The following is a 24,452-nucleotide window of genomic DNA, read 5'->3' on the forward strand; positions in this document are numbered from 1 at the left end:
CGGCGCCTAACCGACAGGCGGCCCGTTGGGCGTAAACGTCCAATTGTCAGGATTCTTCGGCGAGTACACCACCGGAAGTATTTGACCGACGGTCGGCCACTGGTCGACGTCGACGGCCATGCGCTGATACACGGCGTACTCATTGACCGTGGGCCCAGTGATGATCCCGGCGATGGTGACATACTGCTGGCCGCCTGCGTCCGGTCGCGGGCTGACTCCGGTCACCAGGAGCGTGCCGCTGGCCAGATCTCCCCGCGGGCCGCGCGGGATAAGCCGCGGAGCAAGAAATACCGCTAGGACCGCGATCAGTATGAGTAGCACGCCAAACTCCCATCCCACCCGGCCATGGTAGGACTGCTGGCATGAGCCGTTATTACGCCGAGCGTGAACTCAGTGCAAGAACGCACGCGAAAAATCGCACTGGGTACACGCTCGGCGAAAGGATGGTGCACCAGTGAGCCACGACGATCTAATGCTTGCGCTGGCTCTGGCCGACCGTGCGGACGAATTGACGCGGGTCCGGTTCGGGGCGCTCGATCTGCGCATCGACACCAAACCGGATTTGACGCCGGTGACCGACGCCGATCGGGCGGTCGAATCCGACGTGCGCCAGACGCTGGGCCGCGACCGGCCCGGCGACGGCGTCTTGGGCGAGGAGTTCGGCGGATCAACGACCTTCACCGGACGGCAGTGGATCGTAGACCCGATCGACGGCACCAAAAACTTTGTGCGCGGGGTGCCGGTGTGGGCCAGTTTGATCGCGCTGCTTGAAGATGGCGTCCCGTCGGTCGGTGTGGTGAGTGCGCCGGCGCTGCAACGGCGGTGGTGGGCGGCACGCGGCCGGGGCGCGTTCGCATCCGTCGATGGTGCGCGTCCACACCGGCTGTCGGTTTCCTCTGTGGCAGAGCTGCATTCGGCGAGCTTGTCGTTTTCCAGTCTGTCCGGGTGGGCGCGGCTGGGTCTACGTGAACGCTTCATCGGGTTGACCGATACCGTGTGGCGCGTGCGTGCTTACGGCGACTTTCTGTCTTACTGCCTGGTGGCCGAGGGCGCCGTCGATATTGCCGCCGAACCGCAAGTGTCGGTATGGGATCTGGCGGCACTGGACATCGTGGTGCGTGAGGCGGGCGGGCGGCTCACCAGCCTGGACGGCGTCGCCGGCCCACACGGGGGCAGCGCCGTTGCAACCAACGGTCTGTTGCACGACGAGGTGCTGACACGGCTCAACGCCGGGTAACCTGGCGCTCGAGAGCGCCATGAGCGACCCGTTCACCATCGCAACCAAACACTGGCACCGACTGCACGACAGCCGGATCCAGTGCGATGTATGTCCACGCGCATGCAAACTTCACGAGGGACAGCGTGGCCTGTGTTTCGTCCGCGGCCGATTTGACGATCAAGTGAAGCTCACCAGCTACGGACGCTCTAGCGGATTCTGTGTCGATCCGATCGAGAAAAAGCCGCTCAACCACTTCTTGCCAGGTTCGGCGACGCTGTCTTTCGGCACCGCCGGGTGCAACCTGGCGTGCAAGTTCTGCCAGAACTGGGATATCTCCAAGTCCCGCGAGATCGACGTCCTGGCCAGTCGGGCGGCCCCGGCCGACATCGCCCGGACCGCACACGAATTGGGTTGCCGCAGCGTGGCATTCACCTACAACGACCCAACGATCTTCTGGGAGTATGCCGCCGATGTAGCCGACGCCTGCCACGACCAGGGAATCAAAGCCGTCGCGGTGACGGCCGGGTACATGTGTCCTGAGCCCCGCGCGGAATTCTACCGGCGTGTCGACGCCGCCAACGTCGACCTAAAGGCATTCACCGAAGACTTTTATCGCAAGGTTTGCGTCAGTCACCTGCGCAACGTCCTGGACACCCTGGCCTACCTGCGGCACCAGACGAATGTGTGGTTGGAGATCACCACCCTGCTGATTCCCGGACGTAACGACAGCGACGCGGAAGTCGCTGCCGAATGCAGATGGATCCGCGAAAACCTGGGCGTCGACGTGCCGGTGCATTTCACCGCGTTCCATCCCGACTACAAGATGATGGACACCCCGGCTACACCACCCGCCACATTGACCCGAGCCCGCGAGATCGGCATTGGCGAAGGCCTGCGCTTCGTCTACACCGGAAACGTTCACGATGCCGTGGGTGGCAGCACCTCGTGCCCAGGCTGCCGGGCAACGGTGATCGTTCGCGACTGGTATTCGATACGACATTACGCCCTCACCGAGGACGGCCGCTGCCAAGCATGCGGCTATCAGATGCCTGGCGTGTACGACGGACCGGCCGGACACTGGGGCCAGCGCCGGCTGCCCTTGCTGACCAGCTTGTCCCGGATGTGAACAACTTAACAAGCACCCCTATCTTACTCCGGAGTAAGATAGGGTGGTCCGCTATCACCCCGATGACCGAGGCTGCCGTATGACCAACACCACCTCTGCTGCAAATGCTGCAAAACCCTCCGGCGCACGCACCGATAGACGCGGCCGCACGACCGGTGTCGGCCTGGCGCCCCACAAACGGACCGGCATCGACGTCGCACTGGCGCTGCTAACCCCGATTGTCGGCCAGGAGTTCCTGGACAAATACCGCCTGCGCGATCCGCTGAACCGATCACTGCGCTACGGCGTGAAGACGATGTTTGCCACTGCCGGCGCCGCCACCCGTCAGTTCCAGCGGGTGCAAGGCCTGCGGGGCGGACCGACCCGGCTGAAGTCCAGCGGCCGAGACTACTTCGATCTGACGCCCGATGACGACCAGAAGCTGATCATCGAGACCGTCGACGAATTCGCCGAAGAGGTACTGCGACCCGCCGCGCACGACGCCGACGACGCCGCGACCTACCCGTCCGACTTGACCGCCAAGGCCGCCGAGCTGGGCATTACCGCGATCAACATCCCCGAGGACTTCGACGGTATCGCCGAACACCGCTCCAGCGTCACCAACGTGCTGGTGGCTGAGGCACTGGCGTATGGCGACATGGGCCTGGCACTGCCGATCCTGGCGCCTGGCGGGGTGGCGTCCGCGCTCACCCATTGGGGCAGCGCCGATCAGCAGGCCACCTATCTCAAAGAGTTCGCCGGCGAGAACGTTCCGCAGGCCTGCGTGGCCATCACCGAACCGCAGCCACTATTCGATCCCACCCGGCTGAAGACCACCGCGGTGCGCACCCCGTCCGGTTACCGGCTCGACGGCGTGAAGTCGTTGATCCCGGCCGCCGCCGACGCCGAGCTGTTTATTGTCGGCGCGCAGCTGGGCGGCAAGCCCGCACTGTTCATTGTCGAGTCCGCGGCCAGCGGCCTGACCGTCAAGGCGGATCCGAGCATGGGGATTCGCGGCGCGGCGTTGGGCCAGGTCGAACTCTGCGGGGTGTCGGTCCCGCTTAACGCCCGGCTGGGCGAGGACGAAGCCAGCGACAACGACTATTCCGAGGCGCTTGCGCTGGCCCGGTTGGGTTGGGCGGCGCTGGCGGTCGGTACCTCTCACGCCGTGCTCGACTACGTCGTCCCGTATGTGAAACAACGCCAGGCTTTCGGCGAGCCGATCGCTCATCGCCAAGCGGTGGCGTTCATGTGCGCCAACATCGCGATCGAGCTCGACGGCCTGCGCCTGATCACCTGGCGCGGGGCGTCCCGTGCCGAGCAGGGTCTGCCGTTCGCAAGGGAAGCGGCGCTAGCCAAGCGGCTTGGCTCCGACAAGGGCATGCAGATCGGCCTGGACGGGGTGCAACTGCTGGGCGGCCACGGCTACACCAAGGAGCATCCGGTTGAGCGCTGGTACCGCGACCTGCGAGCCATCGGCGTCGCCGAGGGCGTTGTTGTCATCTAGAACGAGCTGAAAGATCAATCATGGCAATAAATCTGGAACTGCCGCGCAAGCTGCAGGCGATCATCGTCAAGACCCATCAGGGCGCTGCGGAGATGATGCGGCCGATAGCCCGCAAGTACGACCTGAAGGAACATGCCTACCCGGTCGAACTCGACACCCTGATCAATTTGTTCGAGGGCGCCGCCGAATCGTTCAACTTTGCCGGAGCCCATTCGCTTCGCGACGAGGACGAAGGCAAGGACGAAAACCACAACGGTGCCAACATGGCCGCCGTGGTACAGACGATGGAGGCCAGCTGGGGCGACGTCGCGATGATGCTGTCGCTGCCCTATCAGGGGCTGGGTAACGCAGCCATCTCCGCGGTAGCCACCGACGAGCAGCTGGAGCGGCTGGGCAAAGTGTGGGCAGCGATGGCCATCACCGAACCGGAATTCGGATCGGACTCGGCGGCAGTGTCGACGACCGCCACCCTCGACGGCGACGAGTACGTGATCAACGGCGAGAAGATCTTTGTCACCGCCGGTTCCCGCGCCACCCACATCGTGGTCTGGGCCACGCTGGACAAATCCTTGGGCCGCCCGGCGATTAAGTCGTTCATCGTGCCCCGTGAGCATCCCGGCGTGACCGTCGAACGACTTGAACACAAACTCGGCATCAAGGGTTCTGATACTGCGGTGATCCGGTTCGACAACGCCCGTATCCCCAAGGGCAACCTACTTGGGAACCCGGAAATCGAGGTCGGCAAGGGCTTTGCCGGGGTGATGGAGACCTTCGACAACACCCGGCCGATTGTGGCCGCCATGGCCGTCGGGATCGGCCGTGCCGCACTGGAGGAAATCCGTAGTGTCCTCACCGGGGCCGGCGTGGAGATCTCCTACGACAAGCCCTCACACACCCAGAGCGCCGCGGCCGCCGAGTTCCTGCGGATGGAGGCCGACTGGGAGGCCAGCTACCTACTGTCCCTGCGCGCAGCCTGGCAGGCCGACAACAACATCCCCAACTCCAAAGAAGCCTCGATGAGCAAGGCCAAGGCGGGCCGGATGGCCAGCGACGTCACCTGCAAAACCGTCGAATTGGCAGGAACTACCGGGTATTCCGAGCAATCACTGCTGGAGAAGTGGGCCCGCGACTCCAAGATCCTGGACATCTTCGAGGGCACCCAGCAGATCCAGCAGCTGGTGGTCGCACGCCGACTGTTGGGCCTGTCGTCGTCCGAGCTCAAATAGCCTCGGCGAGCAGACGTCAAAGCCCCCGAATTTCAGTGAAATCGGGGGCTTTTGCGTCTGCTGGCGCCCGTCTGCACCCCCGCCAGTAGGCTGGTCGGCATGCGCGCGGTACGGGTGACTCGGCTGGAGGGACCAGATGCGGTCGAGGTGGCCGAGGTCGACGAACCCACGAGCGCCGGTGTGGTCATCGAGGTGCACGCTGCCGGCGTGGCCTTCCCGGACGCACTGCTAACCCGTGGCCGTTACCAGTACCGCCCGGAGCCGCCATTCGTGCTCGGCGCCGAGATCGCCGGAGTGGTTCGATCGGCGCCGGATAACAGCCAAGTGCGTTCCGGAGACAGGGTTGTCGGCCTCACGATGCTCACCGGCGGCATGGCCGAAGTCGCGGTATTGTCGCCCGAGCGCGTGTTCAAGCTGCCGGACAACATGACTTTCGAGGCGGGCGCGGGCGTGCTGTTCAACGACCTGACGGTGTACTTCGCGCTGGCGGTCCGGGGCCGGCTGCAGGCCGGTGAGACGGTGCTGGTGCACGGGGCGGCAGGCGGGATCGGCACATCGACGTTGCGACTAGCGCCGGCGCTCGGGGCGTCTCGCACCGTCGCGGTGGTCAGCACGCAGGAGAAGGCCGAGCTTGCGACAGTGGCCGGGGCGACAGATGTGGTGTTGGCCGAGGGGTTCAAGGACGCGGTACAGGAGCTGACGAACGGCCGTGGTGTCGACATCGTCGTAGACCCGGTCGGCGGCGACCGGTTCACCGATTCGCTGCGCTCGCTTGCTGCGGGAGGACGGCTGTTGGTCATCGGCTTCACTGGCGGCGAGATTCCCACCGTGAAGGTAAACCGCCTTCTGCTCAACAACATTGACGTTGTCGGGGTAGGCTGGGGCGCCTGGTCGCTGACCCACCCCGATGCGCTGGCCCAGCAGTGGTCACAACTCGAGCGGCTGCTACGCTCGGGCAAGCTGCCTCCTCCCGAACCAGTGGTCTACCCACTGGACCAAGCCGCTGCGGCGATTGCATCGCTGGAGAATCGCACCGCCAAGGGGAAGGTCGTACTACGCGTGCGCGACTAACGCCCCTCCCGGGACGCGTCGCCGCCGTGCTCTGGCCAATTTGCCGCTTCCTCACTGGTCGCCGTTGGCGTCGGCTACGTCATGCCGCACAACTCGCAGCTTGCCTGGCGCCAGGCACGCGGCGTATCCGTGGTATTTGCCATACAGTTCCCATGCGGTGACGCGATCATCGGGGTGCACGTCGATCTGATGACCGTCGGAGAACTCAAGATGGAGATCTCCGGTGTCATACCAGACGAAAGCTGTGCAGGTTGCCCCGGCGAAATCGAAGAGCGGACGCTCGTGGTCGGCTGGGTCGTTTGGGTCGATGGCGACCACTTCTGCGGGCGAGGTTTCGATGGCCGGCAGAGTCAGCTGTAGTGGTACCGAGATGACCAGCTCGTTGTAATCGTCGAAGTTCAGCACCAGACCGTCGCGGAACATAATCCGCTGAACCGCACAGCCCTCTAACCACTGCTCGGTCATTTCCTGTTCGGTCATATATTCACTCTGGCCTTGTTGTGCCCATATGTCACGTACACAACCGCCGAAATCTCGTGCGGGATTACACCCTAGGCGTCCGATGGACACCAGTACCATCTGACACCGTGCCCGACTCCAGCACCGCATTGCGGATCCTCGTCTACAGCGACAACGTCCAGACCCGCGAACGGGTGATGCGGGCCCTGGGCAAACGGTTGCACCCGGATCTGCCCGATTTGACCTACGTCGAAGTGGCTACCGGTCCGATGGTGATACGCCAGATGGATCGGGGGGGCATCGACTTGGCCATCCTCGACGGTGAGGCGACACCGACCGGAGGCATGGGAATCGCCAAACAGCTCAAAGACGAACTTGCCAGTTGCCCGCCCATCCTGGTGCTCACCGGCCGTCCGGACGACACCTGGCTGGCCAGCTGGTCGCGGGCCGAGGCCGCAGTGCCGCATCCCGTCGACCCCATCGTGCTGGGCCGCACGGTGCTCTCACTGTTGCGCGCACCCGCCCACTAACCGGACGCGGCCGGCATTCGCGGCGCGAACGTTCAGCCGCCCCGCATTTGAATCTTCGGGTCCTGTCTTACCCGAGGTCGTAATTGGCCCGCTGCCGCTTCCGGCCGCAACGACGGCGCTGTCTCCTCCGCCGCTGAAGTCTCTGAAGCCTGCTGACCTTGCGCGGTGCGTAGTGTCGATTCCGGAATTCCAGAACCCGCGGATTGGCCTACCCGCGTTGTCGACAGCGGAGCGGCCTTGGCCGCAACTTTCGGATCCACAGTTGGCAGCACCCCCATTGCTGGAACTTCAAGTTCTGGAACTTCCACAACGGCTTCCGGTGGCGCGGAAGCCGCCGGCTCTGGCGCTCGAGCTGACTCGGTGGCAGTTCCCGGGGCAGAGTTAGTGCCGCCACGTGCCATCTGACCCAGAGCGGCGAGCGCGAGCGGGGCACCGATGAAGCCGGGGCTCACAACGCCGGCATGGGCACTGGTAGCGCTCGACGCGACGACGTCTCCGGCGCCAACATCGCCACCGCCGAAATTCCCTTGGCCTACACTGCCATGGGCCGGATCACCGGCCGCTAACCCGGCGCTAGCCACGCCGCCTCCGACGTAGCCGACGCCCCCGCCGCTAGCGGTTGCACCTCCGGTGCCGACGCTCTCACCGCCGCCGGTGCCGACGCTCTCGCCGCCAGTAGCGCCGGTGCCGACGCTCTCACCGCCAGTAGCGCCGGTGGCGCCGGCACCCAAACCCGGAAATCGCTGCAGCAAACTCGCCCACGGCACCACTTGCGCGGCAATCGCCGATGCCCCGGAGTAGTACCCCGACATGGCGGCCACATCCGCGGCCCACATCTCCTCGTACACACCCTCGGCGGCAGCAATCAACGGCGCGTTCTGCCCGAACAAATTCGTCATCACCAGCTGCACGAATGCGTCGCGGTTGGCGGCCACCGCCGCCGGAAGCACCGTCGCCGCCTGCGCCGCCTCGAAGATGCTGGCCACTGCGCGCGCCTGTCCCGCCGCCCCGGCCGACTGAGCCGCTGCCGCGGTCAACCACCCCGCGTAGGGAGCCGCCGCTGCCGCCATCGCCAAGGCTGCCGGACCCTGCCACGCCTGACCCGCCAGCCCGGCCGTGACCGACGCAAATGATTGCGCCGCGGTCCCCAACTCTTCGGCAAGCCCGTCCCAGGCTGCCGCCGCCGCCAGCATCGGCGCAGTGCCTGCACCGATGAACATTCGCAAGGAATTGATCTCCGGCGGCAGCACGACGAAACTCACAGCTCCCGTCCTTCCGCTTCGCTGCTCGATGCCACGCCGACCTCAATACGGCCAACGATTAACCGGCAAATGCCGAGATTAACAACAAATGCTGCGCTTATCAGGGGGTTAGACCAACATTCATACAATTCGCCGGGACGCGCAATCCCCAGTTTTGCTTCGCAGCGACCGACGCCGGACCCAGCCACGGGTTCTGCTTCGACTCGCACAGGTATGCACCAGCCTGACCCCGGGAATGTGGGGTGGCCGTTGCGCGACTATGTTGAAGGTCACTGTGACGGCCCGAAGCCCCGGTTCGTCACGGCAGCCCGGTCACCGCCCGGCCGCCGCGCTGGCGGCCCCGTACGACGGATCATGGAGCGAGTTGAACGTCTACATACCCATCCTGGTACTGGCGGCGCTGGCCGCCGCCTTCGCCGTGGTGTCGGTGGTGATCGCGAGCCTGGTCGGCCCGTCGCGGTTCAACCGGTCAAAGCAGGCCGCCTACGAATGCGGGATCGAGCCCGCTAGCACTGGAGCCAGAACCTCCATTGGCCCCGGCGCGGCGAGCGGGCAGCGGTTCCCCATCAAGTACTACCTGACCGCGATGTTGTTCATCGTCTTCGACATCGAAATTGTGTTCCTCTACCCGTGGGCGGTCAGCTACGACTCGCTGGGCACGTTCGCGCTGGTCGAGATGGCGATATTCATGCTCACGGTGTTCGTGGCCTACGCGTATGTGTGGCGCCGCGGGGGCCTGACGTGGGATTGAGGTAGGGCGTGGGACTGGAAGAACAGCTGCCCGGCGGGATCCTGCTGTCGACCGTCGAGAAGGTGGCGGGCTATGTCCGCAAAAACTCCCTGTGGCCGGCAACATTCGGATTGGCGTGCTGTGCGATCGAGATGATGGCGACCGCGGGACCAAGGTTTGACATTGCGCGGTTCGGGATGGAACGGTTCTCGGCCACGCCGCGGCAGGCAGATCTGATGATCGTGGCGGGCCGGGTCAGCCAGAAGATGGCGCCGGTACTGCGCCAGATCTATGACCAGATGGCGGAGCCGAAATGGGTTCTGGCCATGGGTGTGTGCGCCTCGTCAGGTGGGATGTTCAACAACTATGCGATCGTGCAGGGCGTGGATCATGTTGTTCCGGTCGACATCTACCTACCCGGCTGCCCGCCGCGCCCGGAGATGCTGCTGCACGCAATCCTGAAGCTGCACGAAAAGATTCAGCAGATGCCATTAGGTATCAACCGGGAACGCGCTATCGCCGAGGCCGAAGAGGCGGCGTTGTTGGCCCGGCCCACCATCGAGATGCGCGGACTGCTGCGATGAGCCCGCCGAACCAAGACGCCCAGGAAGGCCGCCCGGACTCCCCCACCGCGGAGGTGGTCGACGTTCGCCGCGGCATGTTCGGCGTCTCGGGCACCGGTGACACCTCCGGTTACGGACGGTTGGTGCGCCAAGTCGTCCTCCCTGGCAGCAGCCCCCGGCCCTACGGCGGCTACTTCGACGATATCGTCGACCGGCTGGCCGAGGCACTGCGGCACGAGCGCGTCGAATTCGAGGACGCCGTCGAGAAAGTCGTGGTCTACCGCGATGAACTGACCCTGCACGTCCGCCGGGATCTACTGCCGCGGGTCGCCCAGCGGCTGCGCGACGAACCCGAATTGCGATTCGAGCTGTGTCTTGGGGTGAGCGGGGTGCACTACCCGCACGAGACGGGTCGGGAGCTGCATGCCGTCTACCCGCTGCAGTCGATCACCCACAACCGTCGCCTCCGGTTGGAAGTGTCTGCGCCGGACAGTGATCCGCACATCCCTTCCCTGTTCGCGATCTATCCGACCAACGACTGGCACGAGCGGGAAACCTACGACTTCTTCGGGATCATCTTCGACGGCCATCCGGCCCTGACCCGGATCGAGATGCCCGATGACTGGCAGGGGCATCCGCAACGCAAGGACTACCCTCTCGGCGGCATCCCGGTCGAATACAAGGGCGCGCAGATACCCCCGCCCGACGAGCGGAGGGGCTACAACTGATGACGGCAATCGCCGACTCGGCTGGCGGCGCCGGCGAGACCGTCCTGGTCGCTGGCGGGCAGGACTGGCAGCAGGTCGTGGACGCCGCGCGCAGCGCGGATCCCGGTGAACGCATCGTCGTCAACATGGGGCCCCAGCACCCGTCTACCCACGGGGTGTTGCGGTTAATCCTGGAGATCGAGGGCGAAACAGTCGTCGAAGCCCGGTGCGGAATCGGCTACCTGCACACCGGAATCGAGAAGAACCTCGAATACCGGTACTGGACCCAGGGCGTCACCTTCGTGACCCGAATGGATTACCTGTCACCGTTTTTCAACGAAACCGCCTACTGCCTCGGCGTGGAGAAGCTGCTCGGCATCACCGATGAGATACCCGAGCGGGTCAACGTCATCCGCGTGCTGATGATGGAGCTCAACCGGATCTCGTCGCATTTGGTCGCATTGGCGACCGGGGGCATGGAATTGGGCGCCATGACTCCGATGTTCGTCGGCTTCCGGGCACGCGAGATCGTGCTCACGCTGTTCGAAAAGATCACCGGTTTGCGGATGAACAGCGCCTACATCCGACCCGGCGGCGTGGCGCAGGACTTACCGCCCAACGCGGCCACCGAAATCGCGGAAGCACTCAAGCAGTTGCGCCAACCACTGCGCGAAATGGGCGAGCTGCTCAACGAAAACGCCATCTGGAAGGCCCGCACCCAGGGCGTCGGATACCTGGATCTGACCGGATGCATGGCACTGGGCATCACCGGCCCGATACTGCGTTCCACTGGGTTGCCCCACGACCTGCGGAAAAGCGAGCCCTACTGCGGATACCAGCACTATGAATTCGATGTGATCACCGACGACAGCTGTGATGCCTACGGGCGCTACATGATTCGCGTCAAAGAGATGTGGGAGTCGATGAAGATCGTGGAGCAGTGTCTGGACAAGTTACGACCCGGCCCGACCATGATCTCCGATCGCAAGCTCGCCTGGCCGGCCGACCTGCAGGTGGGGCCCGACGGCCTGGGCAACTCACCCAAGCACATCGCCAAAATCATGGGCTCCTCGATGGAAGCGCTGATCCACCACTTCAAACTGGTCACCGAGGGCATCCGGGTGCCGGCGGGCCAGGTCTACGTCGCGGTGGAGTCCCCCCGTGGTGAGCTCGGCGTACACATGGTCAGCGACGGTGGCACCCGCCCCTACCGGGTGCACTACCGGGATCCCTCCTTCACCAACCTGCAGTCCGTCGCCGCGATGTGCGAAGGCGGGATGGTCGCCGATTTGATCGCGGCGGTCGCCAGCATTGACCCGGTCATGGGCGGGGTGGACCGGTGACACAGCCACCCGGTCAGCCGGTGTTCATCCGGCTCGGACCGCCACCGGACGAACCCAACCAGTTTGTCGTCGAGGGCGCTCCGCGGTCGTATCCGCCGGACGTACTGGCGCGGCTGGAGGTCGACGCCAAGGAGATCATCGGCCGCTATCCCGACAGGCGCTCGGCGCTGTTGCCGTTGCTGCACCTGGTGCAGGGCGAGGATTCCTACCTGACGCCGGCGGGTTTGCGGTTCTGCGCCGATCAACTCGGGCTGACCGGGGCCGAGGTGTCGGCGGTGGCCAGCTTCTACACCATGTACCGCCGGCGCCCCACCGGCGAGTACCTGGTGGGTGTGTGCACGAACACGCTGTGCGCCGTCATGGGCGGCGACGCCATCTTCGACCGCCTCAAAGAGCATCTCGGCGTCGGCCACGACGAAACCACCTCCGACGGTGTGGTCACCTTGCAACACATCGAATGCAACGCCGCCTGCGATTACGCACCGGTGGTGATGGTCAACTGGGAATTCTTCGACAACCAGACGCCGGAGTCCGCGCGCGAACTCGTCGACTCGCTGCGCTCCGACACACCGAAGGCGCCCACCCGCGGCGCGCCGCTGTGCGGCTTCCGGCAAACATCGCGCATCCTGGCGGGTCTACCCGACCAGCGTCCCGACGAAGGCCAGGGCGGTCCCGGCGCGCCCACCCTGGCCGGGCTGCAGGTGGCAAGGAAGAACGACATGCAGGCGCCACCAACCCCCGGAGCGGACGAATGACCACGCAGGCCACCCCGTTGACCCCGGTGATCAGCCGCCACTGGGACGACCCGGAGTCGTGGACCCTGGCCACTTATCAACGCCACGATCGCTATCGGGGCTATCAGGCGTTGCAGAAAGCCCTGACGATGCCGCCCGACGACGTGATCAGCATCGTCAAGGATTCCGGGTTACGCGGACGCGGCGGCGCGGGCTTTGCCACCGGGACCAAGTGGTCGTTCATCCCGCAGGGCGACACCGGCGCCGCGGCCAAGCCGCACTACCTGGTGGTCAACGCCGACGAGTCCGAACCCGGTACGTGCAAAGACATTCCGTTGATGCTGGCGACGCCACATGTGCTCATCGAAGGCGTCATCATCGCCGCCTACGCGATCCGCGCCCATCACGCGTTCGTCTACGTACGCGGTGAGGTGGTGCCGGTATTGCGCCGGCTGCACAACGCGGTGGCCGAGGCCTATGCCGCCGGCTTCCTAGGCCGCAACATCGGAGGTTCCGGATTCGATCTGGAGCTGGTGGTACACGCCGGCGCGGGCGCCTACATCTGCGGCGAGGAGACCGCCCTGCTCGACTCGCTGGAAGGCCGGCGCGGCCAGCCGCGGCTGCGGCCCCCCTTCCCCGCGGTGGCCGGTCTGTATGGCTGCCCGACCGTGATCAACAACGTCGAAACGATCGCCAGTGTCCCATCGATCATCCTGGGCGGCATCGACTGGTTCCGGTCGATGGGCAGCGAGAAATCGCCTGGCTTCACCCTGTATTCGCTGTCCGGCCACGTCACCCGCCCCGGCCAGTACGAGGCGCCGCTGGGCATTACGCTGCGCGAGTTGCTCGACTACGCAGGCGGGGTGCGCGCCGGGCACCGGCTGAAGTTCTGGACACCGGGCGGCTCGTCGACCCCGCTGCTCACCGACGAGCATCTGGATGTGCCGCTGGACTACGAGGGTGTGGGTGCGGCCGGCTCGATGCTGGGGACCAAGGCGCTGGAGATCTTCGACGAGACCACCTGCGTGGTGCGCGCGGTGCGCCGCTGGACCGAGTTCTACAAGCACGAATCGTGTGGGAAATGCACGCCGTGCCGGGAGGGCACCTTCTGGCTGGATAAGATCTACGAGCGGCTGGAAACCGGCCGGGGTAGCCATGAAGACATTGACAAACTGTTGGACATTTCCGATTCCATCTTGGGAAAGTCGTTCTGCGCGTTGGGCGACGGTGCCGCGAGTCCGGTGATGTCGTCGATCAAGCACTTCCGCGACGAGTACCTGGCCCACGTCGAAGGAGGCGGTTGCCCATTCGACCCCCGAGACTCCATGCTCGTCGCGAACGGAGTGGACGCGTGACCCAGGCGGCCGACACTGACATCCGGGTAGGCCAACCGGAGATGGTGACACTGACCATCGACGGCGTCGAAATCAGCGTCCCCAAGGGCACGTTGGTGATTCGCGCCGCCGAACTGATGGGAATCCAGATCCCGCGATTCTGCGACCACCCGCTGCTGGAGCCCGTCGGCGCCTGCCGGCAATGCCTGGTCGAGGTCGAAGGGCAACGCAAGCCGCTGGCGTCGTGCACCACCGTGGCCACCGACGACATGGTGGTGCGCACCCAACTCACCTCCGAGATTGCCGACAAGGCCCAGCACGGTGTGATGGAACTGCTGCTGATCAACCATCCGCTGGATTGCCCGATGTGCGACAAGGGCGGTGAATGCCCGCTGCAAAACCAGGCAATGTCTAACGGCCGCACGGATTCTCGCTTCACCGAGGCCAAACGTACCTTCGCCAAACCGATCAACATCTCCGCGCAGGTGCTGCTGGACCGCGAACGTTGCATCCTGTGCGCCCGCTGCACCCGGTTCTCCGACCAGATCGCCGGCGATCCGTTCATCGATATGCAGGAGCGCGGCGCCCTGCAGCAGGTCGGTATCTACGCCGATGAACCGTTCGAGTCGTACTTCTCCGGCAACACGGTGCAGATCTGCCCGGTGGGGGCGCTAACGGGGACCGCCTACCGGTTCCGCGCGCGTCCGTTCGATTTGGTCTCCAGCCCCAGCGTCTGCGAGCACTGCGCGTCGGGCTGCGCGCAACGCACCGACCATCGCCGCGGCAAGGTGCTGCGGCGGCTGGCCGGTGACGACCCGGAAGTCAACGAGGAGTGGAACTGCGACAAGGGCCGGTGGGCCTTCACGTACGCGACCCAGCCGGACGTGATCACCACTCCCCTGATCCGCGACGGTGGGGACCCCAAGGGCGCGCTGGTGCCCACCTCGTGGTCGCACGCAATGGCGGTGGCCGCCCAGGGACTGGCGGCAGCGCGGGGCCGCACCGGGGTGCTGGTCGGCGGCCGAGTGACCTGGGAGGACGCCTACGCGTACGCCAAGTTCGCGCGGATCACGTTGGGCACCAACGACATCGACTTCCGCGCCCGGCCGCACTCGGCCGAGGAGGCCGACTTCCTGGCGGCCCGCATCGCCGGGCGGCATATGGCGGTCAGCTATGCCGATTTGGAATCGGCTCCGGTGGTGCTGCTGGTGGGATTCGAGCCCGAAGACGAGTCGCCGATCGTGTTTCTGCGGTTACGCAAGGCCGCTCGCAGACACCGCGTCCCGGTGTACACGATCGCCCCCTTTGCCACTGGTGGCCTGCACAAAATGTCGGGCCGGCTGATCAAAACCGTTCCTGGTGGCGAACCCGCGGCGCTGGACGATCTGGCCACCGGTGCAGTGGGCGACCTGCTGGCCACCCCGGGCGCGGTCATCATGGTCGGGGAGCGCTTGGCCACGGTACCGGGCGGATTGTCGGCGGCCGCTCGGCTGGCCGATACGACCGGCGCCCGTTTGGCGTGGGTGCCGCGGCGGGCGGGGGAACGCGGAGCGCTGGAAGCCGGAGCGTTGCCCACGCTGTTACCCGGTGGCCGCCCGCTGGCCGACGAGGTCGCCCGCGCGCAGGTGTGTGCGGCGTGGCATATCGCCGAATTGCCTGCCGCGGCTGGACGGGACGCCGACGGCATCCTGGCCGCCGCTGCCGACGAGACGTTGGCTGCGCTGCTGGTCGGGGGTATCGAACCCGCGGACTTCGCCGACCCGGACGCCGTGCTGGCCGCGTTGGACGCCACCGGTTTCGTGGTCAGCCTGGAGCTGCGACACAGTGCGGTCACCGAACGCGCCGACGTGGTGTTCCCGGTCGCGCCGACGACCCAGAAAGCCGGCGCGTTCGTCAACTGGGAGGGTCGCTACCGTACATTCGAACCCGCGCTGCGCGGCAGCACACTGCAAGCTGGCCAGTCGGATCACCGGGTGCTGGACGCGTTGGCCGACGACATGGGTGTCCATCTGGGCGTGCCCACCGTGGAGGCGGCCCGCGAGGAGCTGGCCGCGCTCGGTATCTGGGACGGCAAACACGCTGCCGGTCCCCACATCGCGGCCACCGGGCCGACCCAACCCGAAGCTGGTGAGGCGATCTTGACCGGGTGGCGGATGCTCCTCGACGAGGGCCGCCTGCAGGACGGCGAACCATATCTGGCCGGTACCGCGCGCACACCCGTGGTACGGCTGTCGCCGGATACGGCAGCCGAGATCGGCGCCGCCGATGGCGAGGCGGTCACGGTCAGCACGTCACGCGGCTCAATCACCTTGCCGTGCAGTGTCACCGACATGCCCGACCGCGTCGTGTGGCTTCCGCTGAACTCGGCGGGCTCGACGGTGCACCGACAGCTGAGGGTGACAATCGGCAGCATCGTGAAAATCGGAGCGGGCTCATGAGCGTCTCCCCTTGCCGCGAGCGCGCGTGTTCCCCCGCAAGCGGGAGGTGCCCCCAGTACGCCGACACACCGATTTTGATGTACCAGTGCGGACCCTCGCGCAAGGAGTGGCGGCCATGACCACGTTCGGCCACGACACCTGGTGGCTGGTGGCGGCCAAAGCGATCGCGGTATTCGTGTTCCTCATGCTGACGGTGCTGGTGGCGATCCTGGCCGAACGCAAGCTGCTGGGCCGGATGCAGTTGCGGCCCGGCCCCAACCGGGTTGGCCCAAAAGGAGCCCTGCAGAGCCTGGCTGACGGCATCAAGCTGGCGCTCAAAGAGAGCATCACACCCGGTGGCATCGATCGATTCGTATATTTTGTGGCGCCGATCATTTCGGTGATTCCGGCATTCACCGCTTTCGCGTTCATCCCGTTTGGTCCCGAGGTGTCGGTGTTTGGCCACCGGACACCGTTGCAGATAACCGACCTTCCCGTCGCCGTGCTGTTCATCCTGGGACTGTCGGCGATCGGGGTATACGGCATCGTGCTGGGCGGTTGGGCGTCCGGGTCCACCTACCCGCTGCTGGGCGGGGTGCGCTCCACCGCGCAGGTCATCTCCTACGAGGTCGCGATGGGCCTGTCGTTCGCGACGGTGTTCCTTATGGCCGGCACCATGTCGACGTCGCAGATCGTGGCCGCACAAGACGGTGTCTGGTATGCCTTCCTGTTGTTGCCGTCATTCGTCATCTATCTCATTTCTATGGTGGGTGAAACCAACCGGGCGCCGTTCGATTTGCCCGAAGCCGAGGGCGAGCTGGTCGCGGGATTCCACACCGAGTACTCGTCGTTGAAGTTCGCGATGTTCATGCTCGCCGAGTACGTCAATATGACTACGGTTTCGGCACTGGCCGCGACCCTATTCTTCGGTGGCTGGCATGCTCCCTGGCCGCTGAACATGTGGGCGAGCGCCAACACCGGCTGGTGGCCACTGATCTGGTTCACCGCTAAAGTGTGGGGCTTTCTGTTCATCTATTTCTGGCTGCGGGCTACGCTGCCGCGGCTGCGCTACGACCAGTTCATGGCGCTGGGCTGGAAGTTATTGATCCCCGTCTCGCTGGTGTGGGTGATGGTCGCCGCGATCATCCGCTCACTACGCAACCAGGGCTACCAGTACTGGACCCCGACTCTGGTGTTTAGCAGCATTGTCGTTGCCGCTGCCATGGTGCTGTTGTTGCGAAAGCCGTTGAGCGCTCCCGGCGCTCGCGCATCGGCACGGCAACGCGGGGACGAAGGCACCAGCCCTGAACCGGCATTTCCGACACCACCGCTGCTAGCCGGTGCAACCAAGGAGAATGCAGGTGGCTAACACTGATCGTCCGGCTCTCCCCCACAAGCGGGCGGTACCCCCATCTCGGGCTGACTCCGGCCCGCGTCGTCGCCGGACTAAGTTACTGGACGCCGTAGCCGGATTCGGGGTAACGCTTGGTTCGATGTTCAAAAAGACGGTCACCGAGGAGTATCCGGAAAGGCCCGGTCCGGTAGCAGCGCGCTACCACGGCCGTCATCAGCTCAACCGGTATCCGGACGGCCTGGAGAAATGCATCGGCTGCGAGTTGTGCGCCTGGGCCTGCCCGGCCGACGCAATCTATGTCGAGGGCGCGGACAATACCGAAGAGGAGCGGTTTTCGCCGGGCGAACGCTACGGCCGGGTGTACCAGATTAACTATTTGCGTTGCATCGGTTGCGGTTTGTGCATCGAGGCGTGCCCGACGCGGGCGCTGACGATGACCTATGATTACGAACTGGCCGACGACAACCGCGCCGACCTGATCTACGAGAAGGACCGGCTGCTGGCCCCGCTGCTGCCCGAGATGGCCGCGCCGCCGCATCCGCGGGCGCCCGGTGCCACCGATAAGGACTACTACCTAGGCAATGTGACCGCCGAGGGCTTGCGGGGCGTGCGTGAGAGCCAGACCACCGGAGATTCCCGATGACCGCGGTGCTGGCTTCAGATGTCATCGTCCGCACCTCCACCGGGGAAGCGGTGATGTTCTGGGTGCTCAGTGCGTTGGCGCTGCTGGGCGCGGTCGGGGTTGTGCTGGCCGTCAACGCCGTGTACTCAGCGATGTTTCTGGCGATGACCATGATCATCCTGGCGGTGTTCTACATGGCCCAGGACGCGCTGTTTTTGGGTGTCGTCCAGGTGGTTGTCTACACCGGCGCGGTGATGATGCTGTTCCTGTTCGTGCTGATGCTGATCGGTGTGGACTCCGCGGAATCACTGAAGGAGACGCTGCGCGGGCAGCGGGTCGCCGCGGTGCTGACCGGTGTCGGGTTCGGCGTTCTCCTGATCAGCACCATCGGCCAGGTGGCGACCCGAGGTTTTGCCGGACTAACCGTCGCCAACGCCAACGGCAACGTCGAAGGCTTGGCCGCGCTGATTTTTTCCCGTTACCTGTGGGCGTTCGAGTTGACCAGTGCGCTGTTGATTACCGCCGCCGTCGGGGCGATGGTGCTAGCGCACCGGGAGCGTTTCGAGCGCCGCAAGACCCAGCGCGAACTCTCCCAGGAACGCTTCCGTCCCGGCGGGCACCCCACCCCGCTGCCCAACCCGGGTGTCTACGCGCGCCACAACGCGGTCGACGTTGCCGCCCTGCTCCCCGACGGTTCCTATTCCGAATTGTCGGTCCCCCGGATGCTGCGCACCCGCGGGGCCGACGGCCTGCAAACACCCTCGCCCGGAGCCGTCTCCGGCTCTTTAGAAGGCGGTGCATCATGAATCCGGCCAACTACCTTTATCTTTCGGTGCTGCTATTCACCATCGGAGCCTCCGGTGTGCTGCTGCGACGCAACGCGATCGTGATGTTCATGTGCGTCGAGCTCATGCTCAATGCCGTTAACCTGGCGTTCGTCACCTTCGCGCGCATGCATGGCCATCTCGACGCCCAGATGATCGCGTTCTTCACCATGGTGGTGGCCGCCTGCGAAGTGGTCGTCGGCCTGGCCATCATCATGACGATTTTCCGTACCCGCAAATCGGCGTCGGTCGACGACGCGAATCTACTCAAAGGCTGACGACGCCACCGTGACAACTTCCTTGGGGACTCACTACACCTGGCTGCTGGTGGCACTGCCACTGGCGGGTGCCGCAATCTTGCTGTTCGGCGGCAGACGCACCGATGCGTGGGGCCACCTGCTGGGCTGTGCCGCAGCGCTGGCGGCATTCGGGGTGGGCGCGATGCTGCTGGCCGACATGCTCGGTCGCGATGGGCTCGAGCGCGCGATCCATCAGCAGGTGTTCACCTGGATACCCGCCGGCGGACTCCAAGTCGACTTCGGGCTGCAGATCGATCAGTTGTCCATGTGCTTCGTGCTGCTGATCTCCGGGGTCGGATCGCTGATTCACATCTATTCGGTCGGCTACATGGCCGAGGACCCGGACCGGCGCAGGTTTTTCGGCTATCTCAACCTGTTTCTGGCCTCGATGCTGCTGCTGGTGGTCGCCGACAACTATGTGTTGCTGTACGTCGGCTGGGAGGGTGTGGGCCTGGCGTCGTATCTGTTGATCGGTTTCTGGTACCACAAGCCGTCGGCGGCCACCGCGGCCAAAAAGGCATTCGTGATGAACCGGGTTGGGGACGCCGGCCTAGCGGTGGGTATGTTCTTGACGTTTAGCACTTTCGGCACCCTGTCGTATGCCGGCGTGTTCGCCGGCGTACCCGCCGCAAGTCGCGCAGTGCTGACCGCGATCGGGTTGTTGATGCTGTTGGGGGCGTGCGCCAAGTCCGCGCAGGTTCCGCTGCAAGCCTGGCTTGGCGACGCGATGGAGGGCCCCACCCCGGTGTCCGCGCTGATCCACGCCGCCACCATGGTGACCGCCGGAGTGTATTTGATTGTGCGGTCGGGCCCGCTGTACAACCTGGCGCCCACCGCCCAACTGGCGGTCGTCATCGTCGGCGCGGTGACGCTGCTGTTTGGGGCGATCATCGGCTGCGCCAAGGACGACATCAAACGTGCGCTGGCAGCCTCGACCATTAGCCAGATCGGCTACATGGTGCTGGCCGCGGGCCTGGGTCCGGCCGGCTACGCGTTTGCGATCATGCATCTGCTCACTCACGGTTTCTTCAAGGCCGGCCTATTCCTTGGGTCCGGCGCGGTGATTCACGCGATGCACGAAGAGCAGGACATGCGCCGTTACGGTGGTCTGCGCGCCGCCCTGCCGGTCACGTTCGCAACCTTCGGCCTGGCGTATCTGGCGATTATCGGGGTACCGCCGTTCGCGGGCTTCTTCTCCAAGGATGCGATCATCGAGGCCGCATTGGGCGCCGGCGGCATCCGGGGCTCGCTGCTGGGCGGTGCCGCGCTGCTGGGTGCGGGCGTCACCGCGTTCTACATGACGCGAGTGATGCTGATGACCTTCTTCGGCGAAAAGCGTTGGACGCCAGGCGCCCATCCGCACGAGGCACCGGCCGTGATGACCTGGCCGATGATCTTGCTCGCCGTCGGCTCGGTGTTCTCCGGTGGCCTGCTCGCGGTGGGTGGCACGTTGCGGCATTGGCTGCAGCCAGTTGTCGGATCTCATGAAGAGGCCACCCATGCGCTGCCGACCTGGGTCGCCACCACCCTGGCGCTCGGTGTGGTCGCCGTCGGTATCGCGGTGGCCTACCGGATGTACGGCACCGCGCCGATCCCGAGGGTTGCCCCGGTTCGGGTGTCGGCGCTGACCGCGGCCGCACGTGCGGACCTGTACGGCGATGCCTTCAACGAGGAGGTGTTCATGCGCCCTGGTGCGCAATTGACCAACGCGGTGGTCGCGGTGGACGACGCGGGTGTGGACGGCTCGGTTAACGCGCTGGCGACGCTCGTGAGCCAGACTTCGAATCGCCTGCGGCAAATGCAAACCGGCTTCGCCCGTAACTACGCGTTATCGATGCTGGTAGGAGCGGTGTTAGTGGCGGCGGCGCTGCTGGTGGTGCAGCTGTGGTGAATAACGTGCCGTGGCTGAGCGTGCTCTGGCTGGTGCCGCTGGCAGGTGCGGTGCTGATCATCCTGCTACCACCCGGTCGGCGCCGACTCGCCAAGTGGGCCGGTATGGTTGTCAGCGTCCTGACGTTGGCGGTGTCGATCGTCGTCGCGGCCGAATTCAAGCCCAGCGCCGAGCCGTATCAGTTCGTCGAAAAGCATTCCTGGATACCGGCGTTCGGCGCCGGCTATACCCTTGGTGTGGACGGCATCGCAGTGGTGCTGGTGTTGTTGACCACAGTGCTGATTCCGTTGCTGCTGGTGGCCGGCTGGAACGACGCAACCGATGCTGACGACCTGTCCCCCGCAAGCGGGAGGTACCCCCAGCGCCCGGCTCCGCCGCGCTTGCGATCGTCAGGTGGCGAACGCACCCGAGGCGTGCACGCCTACGTGGCATTGACGCTGGCCATCGAGTCGATGGTGCTGATGTCGGTGATCGCGCTGGACGTGCTGCTGTTCTACGTGTTCTTCGAGGCCATGCTGATCCCGATGTACTTCCTCATCGGCGGCTTCGGCCAGGGGGCCGGACGCTCGCGTGCCGCGGTGAAGTTCTTGCTGTACAACCTGTTTGGCGGGTTGATCATGCTGGCGGCGGTGATCGGGCTGTATGTGGTGACCGCACAGTACGATTCGGGCACCTTCGACTTCCGTGAGATCGTGGCCGGCGTGGCGGCGGGCCGCTACGGAGCGGACCCGGCGGTGTTCAAGGCGCTGTTCTTGGGCTTCATGTTCGCGTTCGCGATCAAGGCTCCGCTGTGGCCGTTCCATCGCTGGCTGCCGGACGCCGCCGTCGAGTCCACCCCAGCGACCGCGGTGCTGATGATGGCGGTGATGGACAAGGTCGGCACCTTCGGCATGCTGCGCTACTGCCTGCAGCTGTTTCCTGACCCGTCAACGTATTTCCGTCCGCTGATCGTGACGCTGGCCATCATCGGGGTGATCTACGGCGCGATCGTGGCGATCGGCCAAACCGACATGATGCGGCTGATCGCCTACACCTCGATCTCGCACTTCGGGTTCATCATCGCAGGCATCTTCGTCATGACCACCCAGGGCCAGAGCGGGTCGACGCTGTACATGCTCAACCACGGCCTGTCCACGGCGGCGGTGTTCCTGATCGCCGGTTTCTTGATAGCGCGGCGCGGCAGCCGATCGATCGCCGACTACGGCGGTGTCCAGAAGGTGGCGCCCATCCTGGCCGGCGCGTTCATGGTCTCGGCCATGGCCACCGTATCGCTGCCCGGCCTAGCCCCGTTTATCAGCGAATTCCTGGTTCTGCTGGGCACTTTCAGCCGCTACTGGCTGGCGGCGGCGTTCGGCGTTACCGCACTGGTCCTCTCGGCCGTTTACATGCTGTGGCTCTACCAGCGGGTGATGACCGGTCCGGTAGCCGAAGGCAACGAACGCATAGGGGATCTGGTGGGCCGCGAGATGATCGTGGTGGCACCGTTGATCGCGCTGTTACTCGTGCTTGGGGTCTACCCCAAACCTGTGCTCGACATCATCAATCCGGCGGTCGAGAACACCATGACCACCATCGGCCAGCATGATCCCGCGCCCAGCGTGGCACACCCGGTTCCGGCCGTGGGCGCCTCCCGGACAGCCGAAGGACCGCACCCATGATCCTGCCCGCCCCGCACGTCGAGTACTTCCTGCTCGCTCCGATGCTCATCGTCTTTTCGGTTGCGGTCGCCGGTGTGCTGGCCGAGGCTTTCCTGCCGCGCCGGTGGCGCTATGGCGCCCAAGTGACGCTCGCCCTTGGCGGGTCGGCAGTGGCACTCATCGCGGTCATCGTGGTGGCCAGGTCGATTCACGGGTCGGGTCACGCCGCGGTGCTGGGGGCCATAGCCGTGGATCGAGCGACCCTGTTTCTGCAAGGCACCGTACTACTGGTCACGATCATGGCAGTCGTCTTCATGGCCGAACGCAGCGCCCGGGTGAGTCCGCAACGCCAGAACACCCTCGCTGTGGCGCGGCTCCCTGGACTCGATTCGTTTACCCCGCAGGCTTCCGCCGTGCCCGGCAGCGATGCTGAGCGCCAAGCGGAACGGGCGGGAGCCACCCAGACGGAACTTTTCCCGCTGGCGATGCTGTCCGTCGGCGGCATGATGGTGTTTCCCGCGTCCAACGACCTGTTGACGATGTTCGTTGCGCTGGAGGTGCTATCGCTGCCGCTGTACCTGATGTGTGGGCTGGCCCGGAATCGCCGCCTGCTGTCGCAGGAAGCCGCGATGAAGTACTTCCTGCTGGGCGCCTTCTCGTCGGCGTTCTTCCTCTACGGCGTCGCGTTGCTATACGGCGCGACCGGCACGCTGACCTTGCCGGGTATTCGGGATGCGTTGGCAGCGCGCACCGACGACTCAATGGCGTTGGCCGGCGTCGCGCTGCTCGCGGTCGGCCTACTATTCAAGGTCGGCGCGGTGCCATTCCACTCCTGGATTCCCGATGTGTACCAGGGCGCACCCACCCCGATCACCGGGTTCATGGCGGCCGCCACCAAGGTCGCGGCGTTCGGTGCGCTGCTCCGGGTGGTCTATGTCGCGCTGCCGCCGCTGCACGATCAGTGGCGCCCGGTGCTGTGGGCGATTGCCATCCTCACCATGACGGTGGGCACCGTCACCGCGGTAAACCAGACCAACGTCAAGCGTATGCTGGCCTATTCATCGGTCGCGCACGTCGGTTTCATACTTACCGGCGTGATCGCCGATAATCCGGCGGGTCTTTCCGCGACGTTGTTCTATCTGGTCGCCTACAGCTTCAGCACGATGGGTGCGTTTGCCATCGTGGGTCTGGTCCGAGGCGCCGACGGCTCAGCGGGTTCAGAGGATGCCGACCTGTCCCACTGGGCCGGGCTGGGACAGCGTTCACCTATCGTGGGCGTGATGCTGTCGATGTTTCTGCTGGCCTTCGCCGGCATCCCGTTGACCAGTGGATTCGTCAGCAAGTTCGCGGTGTTTAGGGCCGCCGCTTCCGCCGGCGCGGTGCCGCTGGTAATCGTCGGCGTGATCTCCAGCGGCGTCGCCGCCTACTTCTACGTGCGGGTGATCGTGAGCATGTTCTTCACCGAAGAATCCGGTGACACACCACACGTGGCGGCACCCGGCGTGCTGAGCAAGGCCGCCATTGCGGTATGCACGGTAGTCACCGTGGTGCTGGGGATCGCCCCGCAGCCGGTGCTCGACCTGGCCGACCAGGCCGCCCAGTTGCTGCGCTGAATCCG

Annotated in this window: 23 protein-coding genes; 20 read left to right on the plus strand and 3 right to left on the minus strand. The window is 65.2% G+C overall.

Features of this window, described 5'->3' with window-relative positions; translation table 11 throughout:
- Positions 1-6 precede the first annotated feature (6 nt).
- Positions 7-339, minus strand: a complete 333-nt coding sequence (locus FF952_RS16545) for a hypothetical protein (RefSeq protein ID WP_003416383.1) — start codon at positions 337-339, stop codon at positions 7-9.
- 115 nt (positions 340-454) lie between these two features.
- On the opposite strand from FF952_RS16545, the gene hisN reads away from it, so the two are divergent.
- The 5 genes from hisN to FF952_RS16570 all read left to right on the plus strand — a co-directional run bounded on the left by hisN (position 455) and on the right by FF952_RS16570 (position 6,128).
- Complete coding sequence (hisN, locus tag FF952_RS16550; RefSeq protein ID WP_003416388.1) at positions 455-1,237, plus strand: histidinol-phosphatase; 783 nt, start codon at positions 455-457, stop codon at positions 1,235-1,237.
- 19 nt (positions 1,238-1,256) lie between these two features.
- Positions 1,257-2,345 (plus strand): AmmeMemoRadiSam system radical SAM enzyme, encoded by a 1,089-nt coding sequence (gene amrS, locus FF952_RS16555; protein ID WP_003416391.1) that lies wholly within the window; start codon positions 1,257-1,259, stop codon positions 2,343-2,345.
- Between the two features lie 79 nt (positions 2,346-2,424).
- Positions 2,425-3,831, plus strand: a complete 1,407-nt coding sequence (locus FF952_RS16560; protein WP_003900638.1) for an acyl-CoA dehydrogenase family protein — start codon at positions 2,425-2,427, stop codon at positions 3,829-3,831.
- A 20-nt stretch (positions 3,832-3,851) separates the two neighbouring features.
- Positions 3,852-5,057 carry an acyl-CoA dehydrogenase family protein gene (locus FF952_RS16565; RefSeq protein ID WP_003899936.1) on the plus strand — a complete coding sequence of 402 codons (1,206 nt, stop codon included), beginning with the start codon at positions 3,852-3,854 and terminating at the stop codon, positions 5,055-5,057.
- Between the two features lie 99 nt (positions 5,058-5,156).
- Positions 5,157-6,128: an NADPH:quinone oxidoreductase family protein gene (locus FF952_RS16570; RefSeq protein ID WP_003904999.1), complete on the plus strand. Its 972-nt coding sequence runs from the start codon at positions 5,157-5,159 to the stop codon at positions 6,126-6,128.
- A 51-nt stretch (positions 6,129-6,179) separates the two neighbouring features.
- Here the strand turns inward: FF952_RS16570 and FF952_RS16575 are convergent, their stop codons facing one another.
- Positions 6,180-6,608, minus strand: coding sequence for a DUF6188 family protein (locus tag FF952_RS16575; RefSeq protein WP_003416407.1), 429 nt, complete (start codon positions 6,606-6,608; stop codon positions 6,180-6,182).
- A 107-nt stretch (positions 6,609-6,715) separates the two neighbouring features.
- On the opposite strand from FF952_RS16575, the gene FF952_RS16580 reads away from it, so the two are divergent.
- A complete protein-coding gene (locus tag FF952_RS16580) occupies positions 6,716-7,117 on the plus strand; it encodes an Rv3143 family two-component system response regulator (protein WP_003416410.1) in 402 nt (133 codons plus the stop codon).
- A 32-nt stretch (positions 7,118-7,149) separates the two neighbouring features.
- Here the strand turns inward: FF952_RS16580 and FF952_RS16585 are convergent, their stop codons facing one another.
- Entirely contained in the window at positions 7,150-8,379 is a 1,230-nt protein-coding gene (locus tag FF952_RS16585) for a PPE family protein (RefSeq protein ID WP_003901551.1), read from the minus strand.
- Between the two features lie 364 nt (positions 8,380-8,743).
- Here FF952_RS16585 and FF952_RS16590 point away from each other — a divergent pair, with 364 nt between their 5' ends.
- The 14 genes from FF952_RS16590 (at position 8,744) to nuoN (ending at position 24,447) form a co-directional block, all read left to right on the plus strand.
- Positions 8,744-9,130: an NADH-quinone oxidoreductase subunit A gene (locus tag FF952_RS16590; protein WP_003416417.1), complete on the plus strand. Its 387-nt coding sequence runs from the start codon at positions 8,744-8,746 to the stop codon at positions 9,128-9,130.
- Between the two features lie 8 nt (positions 9,131-9,138).
- On the plus strand, positions 9,139-9,693 hold the full coding sequence (locus tag FF952_RS16595) for a NuoB/complex I 20 kDa subunit family protein (RefSeq protein ID WP_003416420.1): 555 nt from the start codon (positions 9,139-9,141) through the stop codon (positions 9,691-9,693).
- Positions 9,690-10,400, plus strand: a complete 711-nt coding sequence (locus FF952_RS16600) for an NADH-quinone oxidoreductase subunit C (protein ID WP_003416425.1) — start codon at positions 9,690-9,692, stop codon at positions 10,398-10,400. Before FF952_RS16595 ends, FF952_RS16600 begins: the two co-directional genes overlap by 4 nt.
- Positions 10,400-11,722 (plus strand): NADH dehydrogenase (quinone) subunit D, encoded by a 1,323-nt coding sequence (gene nuoD, locus FF952_RS16605; protein ID WP_003416430.1) that lies wholly within the window; start codon positions 10,400-10,402, stop codon positions 11,720-11,722. Before FF952_RS16600 ends, nuoD begins: the two co-directional genes overlap by 1 nt.
- Entirely contained in the window at positions 11,719-12,477 is a 759-nt protein-coding gene (gene nuoE, locus FF952_RS16610) for an NADH-quinone oxidoreductase subunit NuoE (protein WP_003416434.1), read from the plus strand. Before nuoD ends, nuoE begins: the two co-directional genes overlap by 4 nt.
- Positions 12,474-13,811 carry an NADH-quinone oxidoreductase subunit NuoF gene (gene nuoF / locus FF952_RS16615; RefSeq protein WP_003416439.1) on the plus strand — a complete coding sequence of 446 codons (1,338 nt, stop codon included), beginning with the start codon at positions 12,474-12,476 and terminating at the stop codon, positions 13,809-13,811. The genes nuoE and nuoF overlap by 4 nt, the downstream gene beginning before the upstream one ends.
- Positions 13,808-16,228 (plus strand): NADH-quinone oxidoreductase subunit G, encoded by a 2,421-nt coding sequence (locus tag FF952_RS16620; protein WP_003899937.1) that lies wholly within the window; start codon positions 13,808-13,810, stop codon positions 16,226-16,228. The genes nuoF and FF952_RS16620 overlap by 4 nt, the downstream gene beginning before the upstream one ends.
- A 115-nt stretch (positions 16,229-16,343) precedes the next feature.
- Positions 16,344-17,576, plus strand: a complete 1,233-nt coding sequence (nuoH, locus tag FF952_RS16625; protein ID WP_003416445.1) for an NADH-quinone oxidoreductase subunit NuoH — start codon at positions 16,344-16,346, stop codon at positions 17,574-17,576.
- Positions 17,569-18,204, plus strand: a complete 636-nt coding sequence (gene nuoI / locus FF952_RS16630; RefSeq protein ID WP_003416447.1) for an NADH-quinone oxidoreductase subunit NuoI — start codon at positions 17,569-17,571, stop codon at positions 18,202-18,204. The genes nuoH and nuoI overlap by 8 nt, the downstream gene beginning before the upstream one ends.
- Positions 18,201-18,989 (plus strand): NADH-quinone oxidoreductase subunit J, encoded by a 789-nt coding sequence (locus tag FF952_RS16635; RefSeq protein ID WP_003416449.1) that lies wholly within the window; start codon positions 18,201-18,203, stop codon positions 18,987-18,989. Before nuoI ends, FF952_RS16635 begins: the two co-directional genes overlap by 4 nt.
- Positions 18,986-19,285, plus strand: coding sequence for an NADH-quinone oxidoreductase subunit NuoK (nuoK, locus tag FF952_RS16640; RefSeq protein ID WP_003416452.1), 300 nt, complete (start codon positions 18,986-18,988; stop codon positions 19,283-19,285). The genes FF952_RS16635 and nuoK overlap by 4 nt, the downstream gene beginning before the upstream one ends.
- A 10-nt stretch (positions 19,286-19,295) precedes the next feature.
- On the plus strand, positions 19,296-21,197 hold the full coding sequence (gene nuoL, locus FF952_RS16645) for an NADH-quinone oxidoreductase subunit L (protein WP_003900642.1): 1,902 nt from the start codon (positions 19,296-19,298) through the stop codon (positions 21,195-21,197).
- Positions 21,194-22,855, plus strand: a complete 1,662-nt coding sequence (locus FF952_RS16650; RefSeq protein ID WP_003905001.1) for an NADH-quinone oxidoreductase subunit M — start codon at positions 21,194-21,196, stop codon at positions 22,853-22,855. Before nuoL ends, FF952_RS16650 begins: the two co-directional genes overlap by 4 nt.
- A complete protein-coding gene (nuoN, locus tag FF952_RS16655) occupies positions 22,852-24,447 on the plus strand; it encodes an NADH-quinone oxidoreductase subunit NuoN (protein ID WP_003900644.1) in 1,596 nt (531 codons plus the stop codon). Before FF952_RS16650 ends, nuoN begins: the two co-directional genes overlap by 4 nt.
- Positions 24,448-24,452 lie beyond the last annotated feature (5 nt).

The sequence above is a fragment of the Mycobacterium tuberculosis complex sp. N0072 genome, assembly GCF_030323725.1.
GTDB classification, from domain to species: domain Bacteria; phylum Actinomycetota; class Actinomycetes; order Mycobacteriales; family Mycobacteriaceae; genus Mycobacterium; species Mycobacterium tuberculosis.